The organism is Roseovarius autotrophicus (assembly GCF_018069895.1).
GTDB lineage: Bacteria > Pseudomonadota > Alphaproteobacteria > Rhodobacterales > Rhodobacteraceae > Roseovarius > Roseovarius autotrophicus.
This window is the reverse complement of record NZ_JAGQDH010000012.1, coordinates 1-22,022: the sequence shown is the minus strand read 5'-3', so window position 1 is coordinate 22,022 and position 22,022 is coordinate 1. Positions and strand designations below refer to the sequence as shown.

At 64.0% G+C, this 22,022-nt stretch carries 19 protein-coding genes, 1 tRNA gene and 1 pseudogene; 14 read left to right on the top strand and 7 right to left on the bottom strand.

Annotation, left to right across the window (positions count from 1 at the left end):
- Positions 1–16: 16 nt before the first annotated feature.
- The 9 genes from KAK09_RS12640 to KAK09_RS12600 all read left to right on the top strand — a co-directional run bounded on the left by KAK09_RS12640 (position 17) and on the right by KAK09_RS12600 (position 9,280).
- Complete coding sequence (locus KAK09_RS12640; RefSeq protein WP_247651239.1) at positions 17–1,495, top strand: sugar ABC transporter ATP-binding protein; 1,479 nt, start codon at positions 17–19, stop codon at positions 1,493–1,495.
- A gap of 30 nt (positions 1,496–1,525) precedes the next feature.
- On the top strand, positions 1,526–2,518 hold the full coding sequence (locus tag KAK09_RS12635; RefSeq protein ID WP_210879308.1) for an ABC transporter permease: 993 nt from the start codon (positions 1,526–1,528) through the stop codon (positions 2,516–2,518).
- Positions 2,519–2,607: 89 nt separating this feature from the next.
- Complete coding sequence (locus KAK09_RS12630) at positions 2,608–3,594, top strand: substrate-binding domain-containing protein (RefSeq protein WP_210879307.1); 987 nt, start codon at positions 2,608–2,610, stop codon at positions 3,592–3,594.
- A gap of 89 nt (positions 3,595–3,683) precedes the next feature.
- A complete protein-coding gene (locus KAK09_RS12625; protein WP_210879306.1) occupies positions 3,684–4,451 on the top strand; it encodes a GolD/DthD family dehydrogenase in 768 nt (255 codons plus the stop codon).
- A gap of 10 nt (positions 4,452–4,461) precedes the next feature.
- Positions 4,462–5,466, top strand: a complete 1,005-nt coding sequence (locus KAK09_RS12620) for a dihydroxyacetone kinase subunit DhaK (protein WP_210879305.1) — start codon at positions 4,462–4,464, stop codon at positions 5,464–5,466.
- Position 5,467: 1 nt separating this feature from the next.
- Positions 5,468–6,112: a dihydroxyacetone kinase subunit DhaL gene (gene dhaL / locus KAK09_RS12615; protein ID WP_210879304.1), complete on the top strand. Its 645-nt coding sequence runs from the start codon at positions 5,468–5,470 to the stop codon at positions 6,110–6,112.
- A 31-nt stretch (positions 6,113–6,143) separates the two neighbouring features.
- Positions 6,144–6,788 carry a dihydroxyacetone kinase subunit DhaL gene (dhaL, locus tag KAK09_RS12610; protein WP_210879303.1) on the top strand — a complete coding sequence of 215 codons (645 nt, stop codon included), beginning with the start codon at positions 6,144–6,146 and terminating at the stop codon, positions 6,786–6,788.
- A gap of 113 nt (positions 6,789–6,901) precedes the next feature.
- Positions 6,902–8,869, top strand: a complete 1,968-nt coding sequence (locus tag KAK09_RS12605; protein WP_247651237.1) for a bifunctional sugar-binding transcriptional regulator/dihydroxyacetone kinase subunit DhaK — start codon at positions 6,902–6,904, stop codon at positions 8,867–8,869.
- A 327-nt stretch (positions 8,870–9,196) separates the two neighbouring features.
- Positions 9,197–9,280 (top strand) — tRNA-Ser (locus KAK09_RS12600).
- Positions 9,281–9,344: 64 nt separating this feature from the next.
- On the opposite strand, the gene KAK09_RS12595 is transcribed toward KAK09_RS12600, so the two are convergent.
- Positions 9,345–10,214 (bottom strand): SDR family oxidoreductase, encoded by an 870-nt coding sequence (locus KAK09_RS12595; RefSeq protein ID WP_210879301.1) that lies wholly within the window; start codon positions 10,212–10,214, stop codon positions 9,345–9,347.
- Positions 10,215–10,332: 118 nt separating this feature from the next.
- On the opposite strand from KAK09_RS12595, the gene KAK09_RS12590 reads away from it, so the two are divergent.
- A complete protein-coding gene (locus tag KAK09_RS12590; protein ID WP_210879300.1) occupies positions 10,333–10,806 on the top strand; it encodes a transglycosylase SLT domain-containing protein in 474 nt (157 codons plus the stop codon).
- A gap of 7 nt (positions 10,807–10,813) precedes the next feature.
- Here the strand turns inward: KAK09_RS12590 and KAK09_RS12585 are convergent, their stop codons facing one another.
- From KAK09_RS12585 to pdxR, 6 genes are all read right to left on the bottom strand, one after another.
- Positions 10,814–11,686, bottom strand: a complete 873-nt coding sequence (locus KAK09_RS12585) for a dimethyl sulfoxide reductase anchor subunit family protein (RefSeq protein WP_210879299.1) — start codon at positions 11,684–11,686, stop codon at positions 10,814–10,816.
- 1 nt (position 11,687) lies between these two features.
- Positions 11,688–12,434 carry a 4Fe-4S dicluster domain-containing protein gene (locus KAK09_RS12580; protein WP_210879298.1) on the bottom strand — a complete coding sequence of 249 codons (747 nt, stop codon included), beginning with the start codon at positions 12,432–12,434 and terminating at the stop codon, positions 11,688–11,690.
- Between the two features lie 115 nt (positions 12,435–12,549).
- Positions 12,550–15,381 (bottom strand): molybdopterin oxidoreductase family protein, encoded by a 2,832-nt coding sequence (locus tag KAK09_RS12575; protein ID WP_210879297.1) that lies wholly within the window; start codon positions 15,379–15,381, stop codon positions 12,550–12,552.
- A gap of 127 nt (positions 15,382–15,508) precedes the next feature.
- Positions 15,509–16,651 carry an acetate/propionate family kinase gene (locus KAK09_RS12570; RefSeq protein WP_210879296.1) on the bottom strand — a complete coding sequence of 381 codons (1,143 nt, stop codon included), beginning with the start codon at positions 16,649–16,651 and terminating at the stop codon, positions 15,509–15,511.
- Between the two features lie 3 nt (positions 16,652–16,654).
- Complete coding sequence (gene xsc / locus KAK09_RS12565) at positions 16,655–18,430, bottom strand: sulfoacetaldehyde acetyltransferase (protein WP_210879295.1); 1,776 nt, start codon at positions 18,428–18,430, stop codon at positions 16,655–16,657.
- A gap of 87 nt (positions 18,431–18,517) precedes the next feature.
- Complete coding sequence (gene pdxR, locus KAK09_RS12560; protein WP_210879294.1) at positions 18,518–19,972, bottom strand: MocR-like pyridoxine biosynthesis transcription factor PdxR; 1,455 nt, start codon at positions 19,970–19,972, stop codon at positions 18,518–18,520.
- Positions 19,973–20,098: 126 nt separating this feature from the next.
- Between pdxR and KAK09_RS12555 the strand changes: the two genes are divergently transcribed.
- The 4 genes and pseudogenes from KAK09_RS12555 to KAK09_RS12540 form a co-directional block, all read left to right on the top strand.
- A complete protein-coding gene (locus tag KAK09_RS12555; protein ID WP_210879293.1) occupies positions 20,099–20,446 on the top strand; it encodes an antibiotic biosynthesis monooxygenase family protein in 348 nt (115 codons plus the stop codon).
- Positions 20,447–20,632: 186 nt separating this feature from the next.
- Positions 20,633–20,956 carry a 2Fe-2S iron-sulfur cluster-binding protein gene (locus KAK09_RS12550; protein ID WP_210879292.1) on the top strand — a complete coding sequence of 108 codons (324 nt, stop codon included), beginning with the start codon at positions 20,633–20,635 and terminating at the stop codon, positions 20,954–20,956.
- Between the two features lie 4 nt (positions 20,957–20,960).
- A complete protein-coding gene (locus tag KAK09_RS12545; RefSeq protein ID WP_210879291.1) occupies positions 20,961–21,707 on the top strand; it encodes an FG-GAP repeat domain-containing protein in 747 nt (248 codons plus the stop codon).
- 100 nt (positions 21,708–21,807) lie between these two features.
- A pseudogene (locus KAK09_RS12540) lies at positions 21,808–22,022 on the top strand (hypothetical protein); the annotation flags it as partial.

Genomic DNA, 22,022 nt, shown 5'->3' with positions numbered 1-22,022 from the left:
CTGGGGTGGAACTCTGATGCAGCCACTTTTGGAAGTGCGCGGGCTGACCAAGTCTTTCGGTGGCGTAGCGGCGCTTTCGGATGGCCATTTCACCCTGCACCCTGGCAGGGTCCACGCGCTGTGTGGCGGCAATGGGGCGGGCAAATCGACCTTCCTGACAATTGTGATGGGTATCCAGTCGCGCGACAGTGGCACCATTCGCGTCAGGGGACGCGAGGTCTCCTTCAGCCGCCCATCCGAAGCCCTTGCCGCAGGTGTGTCAATCATCGAGCAGGAGCTCAGCCCCGTCCCGGCCATGAGTGTCGCCGAAAATATTTATCTGGGTCGCGAACCTACCGGGCTGTTCGGGCGCGTGGATTTCAACGGCATGAATGCCAATGCCCAAGACTTGCTCGACAGTTTGCATTTTCGCATTTCCGCCCGCAGCCTGATGATGGACCTGACCGTCGCGGAGTTACAGCTTGTCGAGATCGCCAAGGCGCTGTCCTACAACGCCGAAATCATCATCATGGACGAGCCGACATCTGCGCTTGGCGAGGCGCAGGCGGACGAGTTGTTCGCCGCCATCGTCCGACTGAAAGAACAGGGCAAAGGAATCGTGTATGTCAGCCACCGTTTGTCCGAGATTTTTAATATCGCCGATGAGTACACCGTGTTTCGTGACGGACGTTTCGTGGGCGAGGGTGCGATTGGCGATGTCACGCGCGACAGTCTGATCGAAATGATCGTCGGTCGCCCCCTGACTGAGGAATTTGCCAAGACTAACAGCCCCACCATCGAGATAGTGTTACAGGTGGCGGGCCTGAACGCGCAGAATTCGGTCAAGGACGTGTCCTTCGCACTGCACCGCGGCGAAATCCTCGCGCTTTACGGCCTGATGGGGTCCGGGCGCAGCGAGATTCTCGAGCGCCTGTTCGGCCTGTCTCCTGATCTGGGAGGCGAGATAACCTTGCATGGCAAGCGCGTCACCTTGTCCAGCCCAAGCGAAGCCATCCGGCACGGGCTGGCCTTTGTAACCGAAGATCGCAAAGTGTCGGGCCTGAACCTGATGGCTGATCTGCGCGACAATATCTGCATGGCGCGGCTGAACGAACTGTCAACCTTGGGCATCATGCGCAGGACGCGCGAGGCCAGCGCAGCGCAGCGCATGATCGACGCTTTCGGCATCAAGACCCCCAACGATAAGCTTGTCGTCTCCGGTTTGTCCGGGGGCAACCAGCAAAAGGTGGTTCTGGGCAAATGGTTCCTTACCGAACCCGGCATCCTGCTGCTGGATGAACCCACGCGCGGTGTCGATGTCGGCGCAAAGCGCGAGATTTACCGCGTCATGTCTGACTTCGCAGCCGCAGGTGGTGCAGTCATCATGATCAGTTCGGAAACCGACGAAGTTCTGGGCATGGCTGACCGCGTCATCGTGATGCGGGACGGACGGATCAGCGGCGAAGTGGCGCGCGATGCGCTATCGGCGAATTCACTGCTGCATCTGGCGGCATAAGCCAAGGCAGTTCGGGCAAAAGGATACAAGATGACAGCCAAGACACACAGGCAGGATTTCAAGGCAATCGCAGCGGATTACGGCCAGCGCTACGGCATTCTGATCGCGCTGGCGCTGGTCTGTGTCGCCCTGTCAGTGGCGTCTGAGTTTTTCCTGACACAGCGAAATATCATTAATGTGTTGAGGCAGGCATCGATCAACGGGATTCTGGCGATCGGCATGACGTTTGTGATCCTGACCCGCGGCATTGACCTGTCGGTGGGATCGGTCGTGGCGCTGGCCGGGGTGGTCTCTGCGTCATTTGCGACAACTTCGGCCACTGCGGGGATCGCGGGCGCGCCTTACGGATTCTATATTGCGCTCAGTATCGGCATTCTCGTGGGCATGGCGGCAGGCTGGGTCAACGGGGTTCTGGTGGCCTATTTCAATGTGCCTGCATTTGTGACCACGCTGGGCATGCTGTCTGCCGCGCGCGGGCTGACGCTGCTTTACACCGGCGGGCGCCCTGTGCCCTCGCTGACGCCTGACTACCGCTATGTCGGAACCGGCGATGTGTTCGGCATCCCCATGCCCATCATCCTGTTCGCAGTGGTGTTCATTGCAGCCTTCCTTGTACTGTCCTCGACCCGGTTCGGACGGCATGTCTATGCGGCTGGCGGCAACCCCCATGCGGCACGGGTGTCGGGCATCAATGTCAAACGTGTGCGGATGATGGTCTACGTGATCTCTGGCGCATTGGCGGGGCTGGCAGGGATGATCCTTGCCGCACGCACCGGCTCTGCGCTGCCGCAGGCTGGCATTGCCTATGAACTGGACGCCATCGCCGCAGTGGTGATCGGCGGCACCTCACTTTCAGGTGGTGTTGGTCAGGTGACGGGAACATTGATCGGCGCGCTGCTGATTTCGGTTGTGAATAACGGGTTGGACCTGATGGGTGTGGAATCCTACTACCAACAGGTCATCAAGGGCATGCTGATCGTGGCAGCCGTGATGCTGGATCAGGCGCGCCACAGGCACGCCTGATCGCCAACCCCTACAAGGATCTGCCCGCCTTCGGCTGATGATGAAGGCGATAAGATGAAATGTGCCATATCCAAGGGAGGACACGCACGATGACGAAATTTTTCAAGACCATGACACTGGCCGCCGCCTTCATGGGCAGCACCGCCGCAATCGCACAGGATGTGCCGCGCATCGGGGCCGCCGTTTACGGCCTGAATGCCGAGTTCATGCAGCTTTGGGCAGCGGCACTGGAACAGCACCCCGCTGTTGTCGAAGGCAAGGTGAATGTCACCATCTTCGACGGGCGCTATGACGCACTTGTCCAGCAGGAACAGTTCGAGACCATGATCACGCAAGGCTTCGATGCGATCATCTTCGTGCCGATCGACATCGAAGCGGGCGCCACCGCCGTGGAGGCCGCACATGATGCGGGCATCCCGGTTGTGGGGTCGAACACCCGCGTGAACAGCGATCTTCTGCTGTCCTATGTTGGGTCGAATGACGTGCAGTCGGGCTACATGGAAGCACGCTATGTGCTGGACCAGATCGGCTGCGAAGGCGGTGTCGTGATCATCGAAGGCCCCATCGGCCAGTCGGCGCAGATCGAGCGTCTGGAAGGAAACATGCAGGCGCTGGCCGAATGTCCCGATGTGACTGTGCTGGAACAGCAGACCGCCAACTGGTCGCGTGCTGAAGCCCAGACCCTGATGGAAAACTGGCTTACCCGCCATGGTGACAACATCAAGGGCGTGATTGGCCAGAATGACGAAATGGCCCTTGGCGCGATCGAGGCGATCCGTGGCGCGGGGCTGGATGTCAACGACTTTGCCATCGCGGGCATTGACGGTGTCACCGACGCGCTGATGGCCGTGAAGAATGGCGACATGGCCTCAATCCTGCAAGATGGCGCGGCGCAAGCGCAGGGTGCATTGGATGTGGCCATCGCGGCTGTGATGGATGGCTACGAGCCGATGTCCCCCATCTGGGAGCAGTATGCCGACATGCCGTGGAACGGTGGTACTGATGCGGAATACAATGTGCCCTGGACGCCAGTAACGGCTGAAAATGTCGACGCGCTGCTGGAAATGCGCCAGTAATCAGCGCTGTGCAGACCAAGCTGGCTTCGCCCGGTGGCAGATACGCCGCCGCCGGGCTAAGCCCCCGCAAGATTATAAAGGAACAGGACATGTCGGAAGGCCCGGACACAATCGATTTTGATTTCCCGCTGCGTGGCAAGACGGCACTTGTCACCGGCGCGGCGTCGGGCATAGGCGCGGCCATTGCGGATGCGCTGGCTGCCAAGGGCGTGCGCGTCGCAGTTGTCGATCTGAATCAAGACGCGGCGGCGGCGAAAGCTGACGCACTGCCAGATGCACTGGCCGTAGCGTGCAATGTCGCTGACCCCGCCTCTGTCTCAAAAGCCGTAGCGCAGGTGCAATCGGCCTTTGGGCGCATCGACGTTCTGGTCAACAGCGCGGGCATTGTCGATCTGGCCCCGGCACAAGACCTGACGCTTTCGGCATGGCAACGCACGCTCGATGTCAATCTGACCGGCAGTTTTCTCGTTGCGCAGGAAGTGGGCCGCGTGATGATCGCCCAAGGGTCAGGACGGATCATCAACCTTGCCTCGCAAGCAGGCAGTGTGGCGATCGACCAGCATGTCGCCTACTGCGCCTCAAAATTCGGCGTGATCGGGCTGACCAAGACACTGGCGCTGGAATGGGGTCCGCATGGCGTGACCGTCAATTCTATCTCGCCCACTGTGGTGCTGACAGAACTGGGCAAGGCCGCATGGGCCGGGCCAAAAGGGGACGCCATGAAAGCACAAATTCCGTCGGGCCGCTTCGCCGAACCTTGTGAAATCGCCGCGGCGGCGGTGTTTCTCGCCTCGGACGGTGCCGCCATGATAAACGGCGCCGACCTGATCGTGGATGGCGGATTTACCGTCAAATAAGGACCAGAGCATGCAACGCTTTTTCAACAACCCCGATGATATTGTCGATGAAACCGTCGCTGGTTTTGTTCGTGCGCACCGCAATATGGTCAGGCAAGCCCCCGACAATCCGCGCGTGGTGCTATCCAACTGGGCGGGAACGCCGGGGCGCGTGGGGGTCGTGACCGGCGGCGGGTCGGGGCATGAACCCGCCTTTATCGGCTATGCCGGGCGTAACATGGTGGATGCCGTAGCGGTGGGCGAATTGTTCTCATCGCCCACAGCCAAGACGTTTCATGACGCGATCCGCGCGGCCGATGGCGGGGCCGGTGTGGCGGTACTGTATGGCAATTACGCAGGCGACAACATGAACGTCAAAATGGCGCGCAAGATGGCCGCCAGGGATGGCGTCACTGTCGAAACCGTGGTCGCCAATGACGATGTCTGCTCGGCACCGCTGGACGAGCGCGAAAAGCGCCGTGGCGTGGCGGGCGAGATTTTCATGTGGAAAATCGGTGCGGCCAAGGCATCACAGGGCGCGGACCTTGCGGGCGTGATCGCGGCGGCCCAAAAGGCGATCGACAATTGCCGCTCGGTGGGTGTGGGGCTTGGGCCATGCACCCTGCCCACCGTGGGCCACCCGAATTTTGAAATTGAGCCGGGCAAGATGGAAGTGGGCATCGGCCACCACGGCGAACCGGGCGCGCGCATTGAGGATTTGGGTCGTGCGAATGACGTGGCCGATGACATGGTCAAAATCGTCCTCAATGACCTTAACCTCCCCACAGGATCCGAAGTAGCGGTGCTTGTTTCTGGCCTTGGAGCCACGCCCATCAACGAGCTTTATGTTCTCTATGACCGTATCGAACAGCAGATCGAAGCGCGCGGGTTGAAAGTCTGGCGATCCTATGTGGGCAACTATTTCACCTCGCTTGACATGGTGGGCGCGACCCTGACCGTTATGGCGCTGGATGAAGAGCTGAAATCGGCTCTCGATGTCGCCTGCGCCTGCCCCGGACTGCAAGAAGGACAGTAACATGACAAGTATTCCCAACGCCGGCGCGGCCCAGATCCTGCGCGCGATTTCCGCAACCATCGTCGAGAACAAGGCCTGGCTGTCCGAAATCGACGGCAAGATCGGCGATGGTGACCACGGCGTGAACATGGCCAAGGGCTTCGGCCGCGCAGCAGAGCGCACCGCCCCGGATGCATCGCTGACCGAAGCCTTGCAAACCCTGTCCGATGTGCTGATGGCCGAAATCGGCGGCTCGATGGGGCCACTTTACGGCATGATGTTTTCCGACATGGCCGATGCTCTTGGCGATACTGACCGGATCGATGCGGCGTGTTTCGCCACGATGCTGCGTGCCGGTCTGGACGGGGTGCAGGAAATCGGCTCGGCGAAAAAGGGCGACAAGACGCTTCTGGACACGCTGATTCCGGCCGTCGAAACCTTTGAAGGACAACTCGCCAAGGGTGGCAGTTTCGCAGATGCGCTGGCGGCCATGCACAAGGCCGCGCAGGACGGACGCGACAGCACGCTGGACATGGTGGCGCGGATCGGACGTTCTGCCCGGCTGGGCGAGCGGTCGCGCGGGGTGCTCGATGCCGGGGCCAGCTCTTGTGCGCTGATCCTGTCGGGCTTTGCAGACGAGATCACCACGCGGCTGGAAAACGCTTGAAACCGCGCACGGAAAGCCGCAACCATCAGGCATGGCACAGTTAGACAAGCAGTTCATCGCAGATGTCTTTCACCTGGCGACCGCCCGGCTGGAAGACAGCCGCCAGATGCTGTGCCGTCTTGATGGCGAAATCGGCGATGGAGATCACGGCAGCTCGATGGCCAATGGCTTTGCGGCAATAGACCGAGTTCTGCGCAGCCGCCCGGATGCCGAACCGCCCGAAATGCTGCGCCTTGCCGCACAGGCTTTTCTGGCAGAGGTCGGCGCGACCGTCGGCCCGCTCTATGCATCGGCCTTTCTGGAAGTCGCGGCGCTGCTTGATGCGAAAAGCCCTCTGCCGATGTGCGAGCTGGGCGCGGTCTTGTCCGCATTCGCGACCGGGATAGCGCAACGTGGCAAGGCGCAACCGGGTGACAAGACCATGCTGGATGTGTGGTTGCCCGCCGCACAGTCGGCGCAACGTGCCGCGCGCGATGACCTGTCTTTGGCGCGCATGGCGGCCCTGATCCGAAGCGCCGCCGACACTGCGCGCGATGAAACCGCAGCGCTGATGTCCACACGCGGACGGGCCGCGCGCTTGCAGGAACGCAGCATCGGCCACCTGGACCCCGGCGCGGTGTCCAGCGCCGTGATCATCGGGGCGATTTGCGACATTGTCGCGGAGCGCGCAGCCTGATGTCGGGGATTCGTCGTCGCCCTTCACCGCGCGACAGCGCCCCGGCCCGCCCGCCTATCCGTTTCGGCGATGACCCGCTTTTGTGGGCAAGCTGGCTGTATTATCAGGAAGGCATGACCCAAGGCGAAATCGCCGAGGAAATGGGCGCATCCCGGCCTACAGTGAACGCCTATCTGGCAGACGCGCGCGCACGCGGTATCGTCAACATCGCCATTTCATCCGAGCATATGCGCTCTGTTACATTGGCGCGCGCACTTGAAGACCAGTTCGGGCTGGAAAGCTGCCTTGTTGTGCCCTCGCACGGGGGCGCGCGCTCGCTGATCGACAGGGTAGGCCATGCGGCGGCAGGCATTCTGCCCATGATGGTGCATTCCGGCGACACGCTGGCCATCACATGGGGGCGCACGATGCTGTCCATGGCACAGGCGGCGCGGTTGGACGGATTGCGCGATGTCACTGTTGTGCAGGCTACAGGCGGCACGACCGCGAAGATTCCCTATTCCCCTGAATCCTGCGCCACACGTCTGGCCGACAATATCGGCGCGCGCTGTGTGCCGATTTCGGCCCCTGCCGTCGTCTCATCTGCGCAGGCCCGCGACATGCTTGTTCAGGAACCAGTAATCGCCGAGCAGTTGAACTTCTTGTCACGGCTGGACCGGGTGGTGTTTGGCGTATCTTCCCTGCGCCCCAATTCGACAATCCACAGCAGCGGCTTTTTCGACAGCGCGTTGCAACAGCACGATTTCTACGTCTCGGCAGTGGGGTCGCTGGCCGGACAATTCATGGATGCGCAGGGCGCACCTGTCACGGGGCCGCTGTCAGACAGGTTTATCGGGTTGTCGCTGGATGACCTGCGCCGCGTGCCGTCGCGGATGCTGGTGGCCGCAGGGGTAGATAAGGTGCAACCTATTCTGGCCAGTCTGCGCGGCGGTTATGTCACAACGCTTGTGATCGATTCCGACACGGCCGCCGGAATTCTGCGCACGCTGGATGTGCGGCTGTCACGCTATATCAGTTCCTCGCGCGACAGGCCCGAGACCAACCCGGACGAAGCCGCAGGTTCCCCAAGCCGCAATTTGGTTAAAAAGTTCCTGAACGATCCGCGCGACGTGGTGAATGAGGCCATGGAAGGCGCTTTGACTGCGTTCCCCGGCCATATCATGGCGATCGACGACTCGGTCCGCGCAATCGGCGCGCGCACCCTCCGCCCGCAAGGCAAGGTCGGAGTCGTGATCGGCGGTGGTGCTGGGCATGAACCGGCCTTTCTGGGCTTTGTCGGGCAAGGGCTGGCAGATGCCGTGGCCGTGGGCAATGTCTTTGCCAGTCCGCCGCCCGACCGGATTCTGACCTGCACGCGCTTTGCCGATCAGGGGGCGGGTGTGCTGTATATCTATGGCAACTATACCGGCGATGTGATGAATTTCGACATGGCGTCTGATCTGGCCGCCGCCGAAGGCATCAACGTGCGCACCATCCGCACCACGGATGACGTGGCCTCCAGCGGGTTCGAGGATCGTGATGCACGGCGCGGCACCGCCGGAAACGTGTTCGTGTTCAAGGTCGCCGGGGCCGCCAGCGCCCGGATGGAGCTGTTGGCCGAAGTCGAACGCTTGGCGCGCAAGGCCAATGCCGCATGCCACACTATCGGTGTCGCGCTGGAACCGTGTTCGATGCCCGAAACCCGCCGGCCCAGTTTCGTTCTGGGCGCGCAGGATCTGGAATTCGGGGTCGGCGTGCATGGGGAACCGGGGGTGCAGCGACAGAAACTGCTGGCTGCCGACAGGATCGTGGACGATGTCTGCGACCAGCTTTTCACCGCCATGAACCTCTGTGCCGATCAACGTGTCGCCATTCTGATCAATTCGCTGGGCGGCACCCCGATGATCGAATTGATGGTGTTGAACCGCCGCTTGCAGCAACGCCTGAGCGCCTGCGGTGCGCAAGCGCATATGACCCTGATGGGGCATTACTGCACATCGCTGGATATGGTCGGCGCGTCGATCACACTCATGGCGCTGGACGAAGAACTGGTCACGCTGCTGGATGCCCCGTGCGACGGGTTCGCATGGACGCGGGCTTGAAGAAACCCGTGACACCGCAGTTAGCTTTCGCAGACTATTGCTTGTCTTTGTCACCGTATGCGGCTGGATCGAATATCCAGAACAGTTGATAGAGGCACCACGCACCCAGCGCGCCCGACAAGATGCCGAACATTGGGCTGCCAAAGGCGAATTCAACCACTGCCCATACAAAGCAGATCGCCGTGACCACGACGCGCCGCCAGAGCGGACGGAAAAATGGGTGTCTTATATCCATCAAAGCCAATGTCAGCGCGCCTTAGAGGTTGATCGAAAATGAGTTGAGTGAATTCAGCAGGTTGTGATTCTGTTCGGTTGCGAAGCTGAACGGAGATCACGATGGCCTGGACTGAATTATTTTTAAACTGACTTTTAATCAGTGGGTCGCAGGTTCGAATCCTGCACGGCTCACCACTGTCATGCATGATCAGAAGAATATTCCTCGCTTTTTGGGGATCGCATACCGTGCGGCGTGGGGTCATATGCCTTGGGGCGGGGCGGATTCGTGCGCCAGGAGCGCGGCAAGGCCGCTGCGGTAATCTGGGTAAAGCAGCCTGATACCCAGATCTTCCTTTATCCGCCGGTTCGAGACCCGCTTTGATTCGGCGTAGAAGCTGCGCGCCATGGGGCTGAGGTTGGCCGCGTCATGGGGCACCGCCTCGGGGACGGGCAGGCCGAGCAGATGCGCGGCATGGGCGATCACGTCTTCGGGCGGGGCCGGGTCGTCATCGCAGACATTATAGATGGCGCCGGGCCGGGGCCGGGCGATGGAGGCGGCGAGCACCTGCGCGATGTCGTCCACATGGATGCGGCTGAACACCTGGCCGGGCTTGACGATGCGTCGCGCCGTGCCCTGGCGCACCTTCTCGAACGGGCCGCGGCCGGGGCCGTAGATGCCCGCAAGGCGAAAGATGTGCAGCGGCAGGCCAGGCAGGGCCTGCCATGCGGCCTCGGCGGCCACGCGCGACTGGCCGCGTTTCGTGGAGGGGGTGAGTGGCGTGTCCTCATCCACCCAGCCGCCCTGATGGTCGCCATAGACACCGGTGGTCGAGAGATAGCCCGCCCAGTCGAGGCGTGGGGCGAGATCGGCGATTGCGTCACGGTGGCAGGCAAGAACCGGATCGCCCGCGGTGTCGGGGCCGGCGGAGATCAGCACATGCGAGGTCTCGGCGAAAGCGGTCGAGAGGTCATCGCCCCAGAGCACCGGCTCGACGCCCTCGGCGGCAAGGCGCATGGCCTTGTCGGAGTCGCGCGTCGTGCCGATCACGCGCCAGCCCTGCGGCAGCAGGAGCCGCGCCAGTGCCTGCGCCGAATAGCCATGCCCGAAGGAGAGAAGCACCTTGCCCATGCCCCTTCATGCCGGGCCGGGCCGGGCTTGGCAAGCATCCGCCTGCGCGGCGCACCGGGCTGGACCGTGCGGCGTTCCGGCGGCATTGTCCCGACAGCGCAGATTTCAGAGAGTAGCCATGTCCCGCCTCAGCCGCCGCGCCGCCCTTGGTCTTTGTGTCGCCGCCGCCGCCTGTGCGCGCGCACCAGAGGTCAGCCGCGCCGCCCCGTCAGAGCCGCCGCTCTATCCTAACGAGACACCCGAGTTGCGTCGCCTGATCAATCGATACGCCGATCACTATCAGGTGCCGCGCAGCCTTGTGCACCGACTGGCGATTCGCGAGAGCACGCATCGCCCCGGGGCGCGCAACGGTCCCTATTACGGCCTGTTGCAGATCCTGCCGCAGACTGCGCGCTCCATGGGCCATGACGGACCTCCCGAGGCACTGCTCGATGCCGAGACCAACCTGAAATACGGCGTCAAATACCTGCGCGGAGCCTGGCTGGTGGCCGACGGTGACCCGGATGCCGCAATCATGTGGTATGCGCGCGGCTATTATTACGAGGCTAAGCGCAAGGGTCTGCTGGTCGAGACCGGCCTGCGCGCAGCCTGATCCCGCGTTATCGCCGGCCGTAGTAAAGCCCCACCACATGCTCGGCCTCGGCGAAGAACAGCCAGCGCGAGGTGGCAATGCCTGCCAAGTGGCTCAGCACCGCCACCGCGGCGAGCGCATGGTTGAAGGGCAAGGCGAGAAGCGCCACCGGGATGGCATAGCCAAGCGCAAGCGCGATCACCCGCAGGCGGGCGGCATGTTTGCGCCCAACCTCGTGGACCATCTCTCGCAACAGGTAATTGGTGCCGGTATGTGGCGGCGCAAAGCTGCGCACGGCGCCGATGCGCCCCAGCCCGGTCGCGCTTGCCATGTCGGTCGCGCTGTCGGCAAGCGCACGATCGCCCTGCCGCCACCAAAGCACCTGCACCAGCCCCGCGAGCGCCAGAAGCGCCATCGTCGCTGTGACCTGACCCGCCAGCAGCGCCCCGCCACCAAGCGCAATCGAGACAAACAAAACCGGCGTGAGCGGGTTTTTCCAGCGCGGCACGGTGCCGAGTTGGGCATAGATCATCGAGGTGGTGAAGACCGTGCCGAGGCAGAGCGCCGCCCCGAGCCAGCCAAGCGGCGCGAGCCGCGTGCCAAAAAACACCAGCCCCGCGCCATAGGCCGCCATGCTAAGGAGGGCGGCCACCGCGCAGACCCCTTCGCGTGAGAGCCAGCTTGAGCGCCACTGGCTGAACGCTTTCCAAGCGCGCTCGGGGTGGCCGAGATGGAAGGTCGAGGCCATCAGACCGCCCGCCGCCAGCGCAAAGCCGATGGCGAAGAAGGTGAAGGCCGCCCAGCCGGTGATGGCAGGCAGGCCTAGGCCGAGCCAGAAGAGCAGGCCGAAGCCCGCGCCCGACAGCGTGGTGAAGGCGATGACGGAAGCGGCGGGATGCATGTCAGAACCTCTCCAGGGTGCGGTCGAGCCAGCCGAGGAAACCCTTTGGCTCCTCCGCCACTGGGGCAAGCAGGGGGGCGAGCACGTCCACCTCGTCGAGCCGGTCGCGCGGACGCGGCGGCAGGTATTTGTTCACCGGCTTCGTGCCCTGTTCGGGCATGAGATCCATGCCGCCGCGCTCGGCCACCAGTTTCGAGACATCGCTCTCGGGGTCGCCCAGATCGCCGAAATGCCGCGCCCCCGCCGGGCAGGTGCGCACGCAGGCGGGCACGCGGTCCACCTCGGGGAGGTTCTCGTTATAGATGCGATCGACGCAGAGGGTGCATTTCTTCATCACCCCTTCGGCCGCGTCCATCTCGCGCGCGCCGTAGGGACAGGCCCAGGCGCAGAGGCCGCAGCCGATGCAATCGCTCTCGTTGACCAGAACGATCCCATCCTCGACCCGTTTGTAGCTGGCCCCCGTCGGGCAGACGGTGACGCAGGGCGCATCCTCGCAATGCAGGCAGGACTTGGGGAAATGCACAAGCTGCGCGGTGCCTTGCGCGGGCTGCACCTCGTAGCTGTGGATGCGGTTGAGGAATGTGCCCGAGGGGGCGGCGCCGTAGGGCTGCTGATCGCTGAGCGGTGCGCCGTAATTCTCGGTGTTCCAGCCCTTGCAGGCGGTCACGCAGGCATGACAGCCGACGCAGGTGTCAAGGTCGATCACGAGGCCCAGCTTGCGGGTGGTGGTTTTGGGAAGGGTTGTCATGGTCAGCCCTCTTGAGCGGGGAGGGGGCAGGACTGGGGCGCTGCCCGTCGCCATTGTCTCTCGGACCAATGGCGCGACAATGGCGACCCCGGAGTATTTCTGGAACAGTGAAGTCTCATGCGCCGACCTTCCACTCCAGGTGATCCGGGCCTTGGCCCACCGGCGATTTGATCGGGGGATAGGCCGGTTGCGATTCGTCGGGCGGCGGGGCTTTCTCGATCTTCACCCGCAGGTCGAACCACGCCGCCTGCCCGGTGATCGGATCGGAGTTGGACCATCTCAGACCATCCCCCCTGGGCGGTAAAAGCTCGTGGATGAGGTGATTGAGCAGAAAGCCGCGCGTGGCCTCGGGGGCATCCTCGGAGAGCGCCCAGGCCCCCTTGCGCTTGCCGATGGCGTTCCAGGTCCAGACCGTGTGTTCGTTGAGCGCGGCCATATGCGCCACCGGCACGGTGATCATGCCATGGGGCGAGGTGACGCGCGCCCAGTCGCCCTCGGTGAACCCGTGCTCTTGCCAGAGTTTGCTGGGCAGGTAGAGCGGGTTATGCCCGTGGATCTGGCGCAGCCACGCGTTTTGCGTGCCCCAGGAATGATACATCGCCATCGGGCGTTGCGTAAGCGCGTGGATGGGGAACTCCTCGGTGTCGCTGGCCGCGTCCTCGAAGGGCGGATACCAGATCGGCAGCGGGTCCATGGTGGCCTTGATCCGGTCGCGCAGGTGGTCGGGCGGCTGGCGGGCACCATGACCCTCGGCCGCCAATTGGAATTTTCGCATGGTTTCAACATAGAGGTCAAAGACATAGGGCTGTGGCGTGTCAAACAGGCCGATGCCCACGGCCCAGTCCTGATAGGCCATGTTCCAGGGTTTGTAATACTGCGCCGCCTCGGGAATGTGGCTGACGAAGAAGCCGCCGTTCTCGATATAACGGTCAAGCTGCGCGGGATTGGGCGCGCCGCGCCCCGTATCAGAGCCGTCGCCGCGAAAGCCCATGAGCGGGCCGATGCCGGGCTTGCGCTGATGGTTGACCATGTAATCGGCGTAATCGGTGTAGGTCGGGGTGCCATCCGCCCCGGTGAAACCGGGCAGTTTCAGCTTGTTCGCCAATTGGATGAGCACCGTCTGAAAGCCGCGCGCACCTGCGTGGCCGGGGCGGTCAGGCGCGACCACCGGCCAGCGGATCGCGTCCGCCGCTGCATCCGCCTCGCAGATGGGACGATCCAGCAGCGAGATGCAGTCATGGCGTTCCAGATAGGTCGTGTCGGGCAGGATCAGGTCGGCATAGGCGACCATTTCGGAACTGTAGGCGTCCGAATAGATGATGCGCGGGATGACATAGTCGCCGGTCTCGTCCCGGTCGGTCAGCATCTCCATCACGCCGCGCGTGTTCATCGAGGAATTCCACGCCATGTTCGCCATATAGAGGAACAGCGTGTCGATCCTGTAGGGATCGCCCGCATGCGCATTGGAGATGACCATGTGCATGAGGCCATGCGACGACATCGGGTTTTCCCAGGTGAACGCCTTGTCAATGCGCGCGGGGCTGCCGTCGGGTTTGAGGGCCAGATCGCCGGGCCCGCGCACAAAGCCCAGATGCGGGCCGTCAAGCGGGCAATCGGGTTGGGCGTGGCAATGGGGCGTGGGATGGGCCGAAACCGGCTTGGGGTAGGGCGGCTTGAAGCGGAATCCGCCGGGCACCTCGACCGTGCCGAGCAGGATTTGCAGCACATGCAGGGCGCGGGCCGTCTGAAAGCCGTTGGAATGGGCCGAGATGCCGCGCATGGCGTGAAAGCTGACGGGGCGGCCCACCATGGTCTGATGCGTCTCGCCGCGGAAATCGGTCCATTCACGATCCAGCGTGATTGCCTCGTCAAAGGCGACGCGCGCGATCTCGGCGGCGATGCGGCGGATCTTGTCAGGCGCGATGCCGCAGCGGTCCGCCACCGCCTCGGGGGCGTATTGCGGGTCAAGGTAACGCTCGGCCATCAGGTGCATGACGGGGCGATGCGTGATGCCGTCCACCTCATGCGTGGCCGAAAGGTCGGGGTGGATGCCGGGTGTGTCAAAGGCGGCAGGCCGCCCGGTCTTGCGGTCGATGACCAGCGGCTTGCCGCCCTCGTCGCGCAGGAAAAGCCCGTGCTCGGGTGCGGCGGGATCGGCATTCACCAGCACCGGCGCATTGGTGTAGCGCGCCAGATAGTCGAGGTCGATCTTGCCTGCGCGCATCAGCTCATGGATCAGCGACAGGATGAAAAGCCCGTCCGTGCCCGGCGTGATCCCCACCCAATCATCGGCCACGGCGTTATAGCCGGTGCGGATCGGGTTCACCCCGATCACCCGCGCGCCGCGTGCCTTGATCCGGCCTATCCCCATCTTGATCGGGTTGCTGTCATGGTCTTCGGCTACGCCGAAGAGGATGAACAATTTGGTCAGATCCCAATCCGGCTGGCCGAATTCCCAGAACGCCCCGCCCATCGTGTAGATGCCCGCCGCCGCCATGTTGACCGAGCAGAACCCGCCATGCGCGGCATAGTTGGGCGTGCCGAAATTCTGCGCCCAGAAGCTGGTGAAAGACTGCGATTGATCGCGCCCGGTAAAGAAGGCGAGCTTTGACGGGTCGGTCTTGCGGATCGGTTCCAGCCAGTCGCAGGCGATTTGCAACGCCTCATCCCAGGAGATTTCCTGAAACTCGCCAGAGCCGCGCGGCCCGACCCGCTTCATGGGCGCGCGCAGGCGCGAGGGGGCGTTGTGCTGCATGATGCCCGCCGACCCCTTGGCGCAGAGCACGCCCTTGTTCACCGGGTGGTCGCGGTTGCCCTCGATATAGGCCACTTTGCCCGCCTTCATGTGCACATTGATGCCGCAACGGCAGGCGCACATGTAGCAGGTGGTCTTGCGCACCTCATCCGAGACGGGGGGCGAGGTGTCTATCCGGGGCTGGTGTGTCATGGGCGCGCGTTCCTCCTTGGGCGGGAGATTAGGACAGGATTTCGAACCTTGCGACCCGTATTCTGATATATTCCTGTTTTCCGAACATATGTTTTGAAAATTCGAAACTGGCGGGATCCGCGTTCCATCAGCGGGCGTCGAGCAGGGCAAGGGCATCTGCCGCGATCCGGGATTCCTCGGCGGCCGGGACGATCCATATGGCGAGGGCGGTGCCTGCCGCATGAAGCCGCGCCGCCCCCGCCGCATTGGCCGCGGGGTCAAGCCGCGCGCCAAGCCAGCCAAGCCCCTCGACGATCCGCGCGCGCACCGGGGCCGCGTTCTCGCCGATGCCGCCGGTGAAGGCGAGCGCGTCCACGCCCCCCATGGCGGCGATGAGCGATCCCGCCTGCCGCACCGCCCAGTAGCAGAAATGCTCAATGGCAAAGCGGCTCTTGGCGGTGTCCGTTTCCATCAGCGTGCGCATGTCCGAGAGTCCGCCTGACAGACCCTTTAATCCGCTGTCGTGGTTGAGCAGATGGCGCGTGGCCGCGATGCCGTCCTCCTCGGCCAGCCGCAGCACCGCGTTGCCGTCGATCTCGCCCGCGCGGGTGCCCATGGTCAGCCCGCTCAGTGGCGAATAGCCCATGGTCGTGGCGACCGAGCGCCCGTCGCGGATCGCGCAGAGCGAGGCCCCGTTGCCCAGGTGCAGAGCCAGAAGGCGCGCGGGAAGGGCCGCGCCGGAAAGGCGCGGCAGCGACTCGGTCAGTGCGGCGAAGGAGATACCGTGAAAGCCGTAACGCCGGATGCCGCGCGCGGTGATCCGCGACGGCAGGGCGTAGCGGGTGGCCACCTCTGGGTTGGTGGCGTGAAAGGCGGTGTCGAAACTTGCGGTTTGCGGGAGATCGGGCGCGAGCCGTGCCAGTGTCTCGATGGCGGCAAGGCTGTGCGGGTTGTGCAGGGGCGCGAGCGGGATGGCGGCGCGGATCGTGGTTAGCGTCTCGGGCGTGATGCGCGCGGGCGCGGTAATCGCGCCGCCATGCACCACGCGGTGCGCCGCCGCGCGCAAGGTGCCGAGCGGCAGGCCCTCGGCGGAGAGCGCCGCCAGCAAGGCCGGGAGCGCGGTGGCATGGTCCGGCAGCGGCATTTCCCACCGCTGCGCGCCAAGACGCAGCCTCCCGGTCCCGCCGATCCCCTCGGCCAGCCCCGAGAGCCGCACCGCGCCACCCTCGAACACCGCCAGCTTGATCGAGGAGGAGCCGGCGTTGACAACGAGGACCGGCCCGCCCGTCATCGCCTAGACCTGCTGCGTGCGCATGTCGGCGGGGTCGATGCCCGCGACCGCCACCGGTTTTTTCATCGCGTCGCGGCGGAACGGCTCGCCCAGTTCCTGATTGATCAGCGCCTCGATGAGGGTGGTCTTGCCGTGCTCCATCTGATCGCGGATCGCGGTCGCCAGCGCCTCGGTCAACTCTTCCATGGTGCGCGCCACCACGCCTTTCAGGCCACAGGCGCGGGCGATGCCAGCATAGCTTACCTGTTCGTCCAGTTCGGTGCCGATGAAATTGTCATCATACCACAGCGTCGAGTTCCGCTTTTCCGCGCCCCATTGGTAGTTGCGGAACACCACCTGCGTAATGGCGGGCCATTCCTCGCGGCCGATGGCGGTCAGTTCCGTGACCGCGATGCCAAAGGCCCCGTCGCCCGCAAAGCCCACCACAGGCACCTCGGGACAGGCGATCTTCGCGCCTATGATGGCGGGCAGGCCGTAACCGCAGGGGCCGAACAGGCCGGGGGCAAGGTATTTGCGCCCCGCCTCGAAGGACGGGTAGGCGTTGCCGATGGCGCAGTTATTGCCGATATCGGACGAAATGATTGCCTCTTTCGGCAGCGCCGCCTGAATTGCCCGCCAAGCCATGCGGGGGCTCATCCAGTCGGGTTTTGCGCCGCGCGCGCGCGCGTTCCAGGTGGTGCCAGGGTCGTCCTCTTCGTGATCCATCGAGGAAAGCTGCTGTGCCCAGGCGGATTTGCGCTGTGCGATCTCCGCGCGGCGTTCATCTCGGCCCGCGTCGCCCGCGCTGTCGGAAAGCCGGGCAAGGATCGCCTCGGCCACCTGTTTCGCATCGCCCACGATGCCCACCGAGACCGGCTTGGTCAGGCCGATCCGGTCGGGGTTGAGATCGACCTGAATGATCTTTGCCCCCTTGGGCCAATAATCGATGCCATAGCCCGGCAGGGTTGAGAACGGGTTGAGGCGGGTGCCCAGGGCAAGCACCACATCGGCCTTGGAAATGAGCTCCATCCCCGCCTTCGACCCGTTATAGCCCAAAGGCCCGGCAAAGAGCGGGTGCGAGCCGGGGAAGGCGTCATTGTGCTGATAGCCCACGCAGACCGGCGCATCGAGCCGCTCGGCAAGCGCGCGCGAGGCGTCGATGCCGCCCGCGAGCACCACGCCCGCGCCGTTGAGGATGACCGGGAATTTCGCCTCGCTCAGAAGCTGTGCCGCCTCGGCGATGGCCGCCGCGCCGCCCGAAGGCCGCTCGAACGCCACCACGGCGGGCAACTCGATATCGACAACCTGTGTCCAGACATCGCGCGGAATGTTGATCTGCGCCGGGGCGGAGGCGCGTTTCGCCCTAAGGATCACACGGTTGAGCACCTCGACCACGCGCGAGGGATCGCGCACCTCCTCCTGATAGGCGACGCAATCGGCAAACAGGTTCATCTGTTCCATTTCCTGAAACCCGCCCTGACCGATGGTCTTGTTGGCGGCCTGTGGCGTCACCAGCAAAAGCGGCGTGTGGTTCCAGTAGGCGGTTTTGGCGGGCGTCACGAAATTGGTGATGCCGGGGCCGTTCTGCGCGATCATCATGCTCATGCGGCCCGATGCCCGGGTATAGCCATCGGCCATCATTCCGCCCGAGCCCTCATGCGCGCAGTCCCAAAAGGTGATTCCCGCCTTGGGAAACAGGTCTGAAATCGGCATGAAGGCTGAACCGATGATCCCGAAGGCATGCTGGATTCCGTGCCGTTGCAGGGTTTTGACAAAGGCTTCCTCGGTGGTCATCTTCATGGGCGTGTCCTTGGGAATTGGGCTGATGCTGGGGCGGATGTTAGCCGCGCCGCCGAGGTGGAGTTAGGGCCAGTGTGCCCGCGTGTTTCAGGCCAGTTCGCGCGCCAGCCGCGTGATGCCCTCGGCGATACGCTCTTCCGGGATCGAGGAATAGGCGAGTCGATAGAAATTGCGCGGGCGCGTCTGCCCATGAAAGAACGGCGCGCCTGGCTCGATCAGAACGCCTTGCGCGCGCAGGGCGCGCTCCAGAACGGCGGTATCCACGCTTTCCGGCCCCTGCATCCAGATCGACGATCCGCCGAACACGCCCCGTCCGGCGATCTCCAGCCCTTCGCGCGTCAGCGCCGCCTCCATCACCTCGCGTCGCCGGGCAAGGACACGCGACATACGCCGGATCAGGCTGTCATAATGACCGAGCGACAGGAAATAGGCCGCCGTGCGCTGCATCAGGCCAGGCGGGTGGCGCAGGACCGAGGCGCGCAGGGCGCGCGCCTCGCGGATGAAGGCGCGCGACCCCACCAGATAGCCCAGACGCAACCCCGGAAAGATCGACTTGGAGAACGAGCCGACATAGATCACCCGCCCGTCGGTATCGAGCGATTTGAGCGCGGGCAGCGGCGGGTGCAGGAAGGACATCTCGAACTCGTAATCGTCCTCGACAATCAGTGCCTCGCGCGCGGCGGCCGCATCCAGCAGGGCACGGCGACGCGAAAGCGGCATGGTCGCATTGGTGGGTGCCTGATGGCTTGGCGTGGTAAAGATCACGTCGGCGCGCGCGGGCAGCGCCTCGGGCGGCAGTCCGTCGCGGTCCACATCCACCGGCACCAGCGCGCAGCGCGATTGCGTAAGGATGTCGCGCAGCGCGTGGTAGCACGGGTTCTCGATCACCGCCACGCGGCGCTGTGTCAGCAGCACCTGCGCCGCGAGCCAGAGCGCGTTCTGCGCCCCCATGGTCACGAGGATCTCGGATGGCTGCGCGAGGATGCCGCGCCGCGGCAGGGTGTGGCGGGCGATGAATTCGACCAGTTTGGGGTCGTCGCGGTCGTAGTGATCGGCGCTCAGCGCGTGAAAATCCTTCTGGCCCAAGGCCCGAAGCGCGCATTGCCGCCAGTTGGCATGATCGAAAATCGCCGGATCGCTCTGCCCGTAGATGAACGGATAGGGGTGGCGCGCCCAGTCGAGCGGCTTTTCCGGCGTATCTCCCTCGCTATAGCGTCGCCCGATCGCACGCGCCCAGTCCACCGCATCGTTGCGCGGCGCGGGGGCGTCGAAGGCGGGCGGCTCCGGCGCGTTGTCGGAAACGTAATAGCCCGAACGGTCGCGCGATTCGAGATAGTCATTGGCCTGCAACTCGGTCAGAGCCAGTGTGACGGTGATCCGGCTCACCCCCAGATGCGCGGCGAGTTTGCGCGACGAGGGCAGCTTTTCGCCCTTGCGGAACCGCCCCGACAGGATGCCCTCGGCGATCATCTGCCTTATGCGCGCCTGAAGCGTGCCCTCGCCCTCGGGCACCAGAAAGAAGGTTTCGACCGGAATCGCCATGGGGTGAGGATAGGTTGGACATAACACGCGCGCAATCTGGTATGATCAGGATGCAACGCGCGACCGGCTTGCCTGCACGCGCAAGACCGATCATCGTGGCCCGTGACTCAAACATGGGAGGGTGCGATGATCGCGATCATATTCGAGGTGGAACCGGCGGCGGGACAAAAGGAGCCCTATCTGGAGATGGCGGCGAAGATGCGCGCGCTTGTCGAGGAGGTGGAGGGCTTCATCAGCGTGGAACGGTTCCAGAGCCTGACCAATCCCGGCAAGCTCTTGTCGCTGTCGTTCTGGGAGGATGAGGCGGCGGTGGCGCGCTGGCGGCAGCTTCACGCGCATCGCACGGCGCAGAAGGCCGGACGCGAGGTTATGTTCGACGATTACCGTCTGCGTGTGGTCAGCGTGATCCGCGATTATGGCAAGTTCGACCGCACCGACGCCCCCGAGGACAGCCGCGCGGCGCATGGCGGCTGATCGGGCAGACGCACGGCGACAAGCGCGGCTGTCCTCGGGGGGATGGGGTATCGACAGGTGAACAAAGATGGAACAACATTCCGCGCGCGCAACTCTTTTCCACACGCGCCGCAAATGGGGCTGGTCTCGGGCGGGGGGCTTGACTAGGTAATCCGTCGAATTGCTGTCAAAGGGAGAATGCCGCACATGGCGAAGATCACCTATATCGAGCATAACGGCACGCGCCACGAGGTTGATGTCGCCAATGGCCTGACCGTGATGGAGGGCGCGCGCGACAACAACATTCCCGGCATCGAGGCCGATTGTGGTGGGGCCTGCGCCTGCTCGACCTGCCATGTCTATGTGGCTCCTGAATGGGTCGAGAAATTGCCACCCCGCGAGGACATGGAAGAGGACATGCTTGATTTTGCCTACGAGCCAGACCCGAAACGCTCGCGTCTGACCTGCCAGATCAAGGTGAGTGATGCGCTTGACGGGCTGGTGGTGCAGATGCCCGAACGCCAGATCTGAACCGATGCGCGCTCTCGTCGCATTGCTGGCCATGCTCCTAGCGGGCACCGCCCTGGCCGAAGAACCCTGGGTGATGGCCGAGGGGCCGGGGATCGCAGCGGCGCGCTTCGAGGTGCCCGATAACAGCTATCCTCACCGGATCATGGGCCGCATTCCCGAACGCCGTGTTCTCGCGGTGCGCGACACGCAGGGGCGCGAGCACCGGTTTGACCTGCGCGAAGGGCCAAACCCCTCGCATGTCTTCGAGGATATCGCGCCGCGCCTTGTCGATGCTGACGGCAATGGCGACATCGACGCCGTGGTGGTCGAGGCCAGCCCGCGAGCGGGCGCGCATCTGGCGATCTACAGCCTGCGGCACGGCGCGCTGGAAAAGGTGGCGGCGACGCCGCCCATCGGCACGCCGTTTCGCTGGCTGGCCCCGGCGGCGATTGCCGATCTCAACGGCGACGGCATCATCGACATCGCCTATGTCGAGACGCCGCATCTGGGCAAGACGCTCCGCGTCTGGTCCTGGGCCGCCGGTGGCCTGACCGAGATCGCGCAATTGCGCGGCGTCACCAACCACCGGATCGGCGACGAGGTGATCTTTGGCGGCCTGCGCGATTGCGGCCAGGGCCCCGAGATCGTGCTGGCCGATGCCGGGTTCCGTCGCGTTGTGGCGGTCGCGTTCGAGGGCGAGGCCCTTGCCGCGCGCCCGCTGCCGATCGAGGCCAGCCCCGCAGGCTTTGACACGGCGCTGGCCTGCCGCTGATCTTCTTCTGGCTGAAAATATCCTGGGGGTGTGGGGGTGAAACCCCATAGGCGCTAACTTAAGGGTTGGCGTTTGGAGCCTTGCGTGATTCAACATCGGGATGAGGCATGAGATTTCTTCCGATGGTGAATGGTCCGGGCTTCTTGCGCGGATCGGGTCCGTTGACGCCCTGGATGCGTCGGCGGGGGCGTTTGGGGCGCTGACACGGCGGCGTGGGGTTCGCGACGGTGCGAGCCTGTTGCGGCTGGGTCTTGGCTATGGTCCGGGGGGCATGTCCCTGCGTGAGGTCTCCGCCTGGGCACGGATGCAGGGCAT

What these genes read in the sequence shown, in the direction of transcription:
- KAK09_RS12640 (WP_247651239.1), top strand. Translation starts at nt 17, where the DNA reads ATGCAGCCACTTTTGGAAGTGCGCGGGCTGACCAAGTCTTTCGGTGGC.
- KAK09_RS12635 (WP_210879308.1), top strand. Translation starts at nt 1,526, where the DNA reads ATGACAGCCAAGACACACAGGCAGGATTTCAAGGCAATCGCAGCGGAT.
- KAK09_RS12630 (WP_210879307.1), top strand. Translation starts at nt 2,608, where the DNA reads ATGACGAAATTTTTCAAGACCATGACACTGGCCGCCGCCTTCATGGGC.
- KAK09_RS12625 (WP_210879306.1), top strand. Translation starts at nt 3,684, where the DNA reads ATGTCGGAAGGCCCGGACACAATCGATTTTGATTTCCCGCTGCGTGGC.
- KAK09_RS12620 (WP_210879305.1), top strand. Translation starts at nt 4,462, where the DNA reads ATGCAACGCTTTTTCAACAACCCCGATGATATTGTCGATGAAACCGTC.
- dhaL (WP_210879304.1), top strand. Translation starts at nt 5,468, where the DNA reads ATGACAAGTATTCCCAACGCCGGCGCGGCCCAGATCCTGCGCGCGATT.
- dhaL (WP_210879303.1), top strand. Translation starts at nt 6,144, where the DNA reads ATGGCACAGTTAGACAAGCAGTTCATCGCAGATGTCTTTCACCTGGCG.
- KAK09_RS12605 (WP_247651237.1), top strand. Translation starts at nt 6,902, where the DNA reads ATGACCCAAGGCGAAATCGCCGAGGAAATGGGCGCATCCCGGCCTACA.
- KAK09_RS12595 (WP_210879301.1), bottom strand. Translation starts at nt 10,214, where the DNA reads ATGGGCAAGGTGCTTCTCTCCTTCGGGCATGGCTATTCGGCGCAGGCA.
- KAK09_RS12590 (WP_210879300.1), top strand. Translation starts at nt 10,333, where the DNA reads ATGTCCCGCCTCAGCCGCCGCGCCGCCCTTGGTCTTTGTGTCGCCGCC.
- KAK09_RS12585 (WP_210879299.1), bottom strand. Translation starts at nt 11,686, where the DNA reads ATGCATCCCGCCGCTTCCGTCATCGCCTTCACCACGCTGTCGGGCGCG.
- KAK09_RS12580 (WP_210879298.1), bottom strand. Translation starts at nt 12,434, where the DNA reads ATGACAACCCTTCCCAAAACCACCACCCGCAAGCTGGGCCTCGTGATC.
- KAK09_RS12575 (WP_210879297.1), bottom strand. Translation starts at nt 15,381, where the DNA reads ATGACACACCAGCCCCGGATAGACACCTCGCCCCCCGTCTCGGATGAG.
- KAK09_RS12570 (WP_210879296.1), bottom strand. Translation starts at nt 16,651, where the DNA reads ATGACGGGCGGGCCGGTCCTCGTTGTCAACGCCGGCTCCTCCTCGATC.
- xsc (WP_210879295.1), bottom strand. Translation starts at nt 18,430, where the DNA reads ATGAAGATGACCACCGAGGAAGCCTTTGTCAAAACCCTGCAACGGCAC.
- pdxR (WP_210879294.1), bottom strand. Translation starts at nt 19,972, where the DNA reads ATGGCGATTCCGGTCGAAACCTTCTTTCTGGTGCCCGAGGGCGAGGGC.
- KAK09_RS12555 (WP_210879293.1), top strand. Translation starts at nt 20,099, where the DNA reads ATGATCGCGATCATATTCGAGGTGGAACCGGCGGCGGGACAAAAGGAG.
- KAK09_RS12550 (WP_210879292.1), top strand. Translation starts at nt 20,633, where the DNA reads ATGGCGAAGATCACCTATATCGAGCATAACGGCACGCGCCACGAGGTT.
- KAK09_RS12545 (WP_210879291.1), top strand. Translation starts at nt 20,961, where the DNA reads ATGCGCGCTCTCGTCGCATTGCTGGCCATGCTCCTAGCGGGCACCGCC.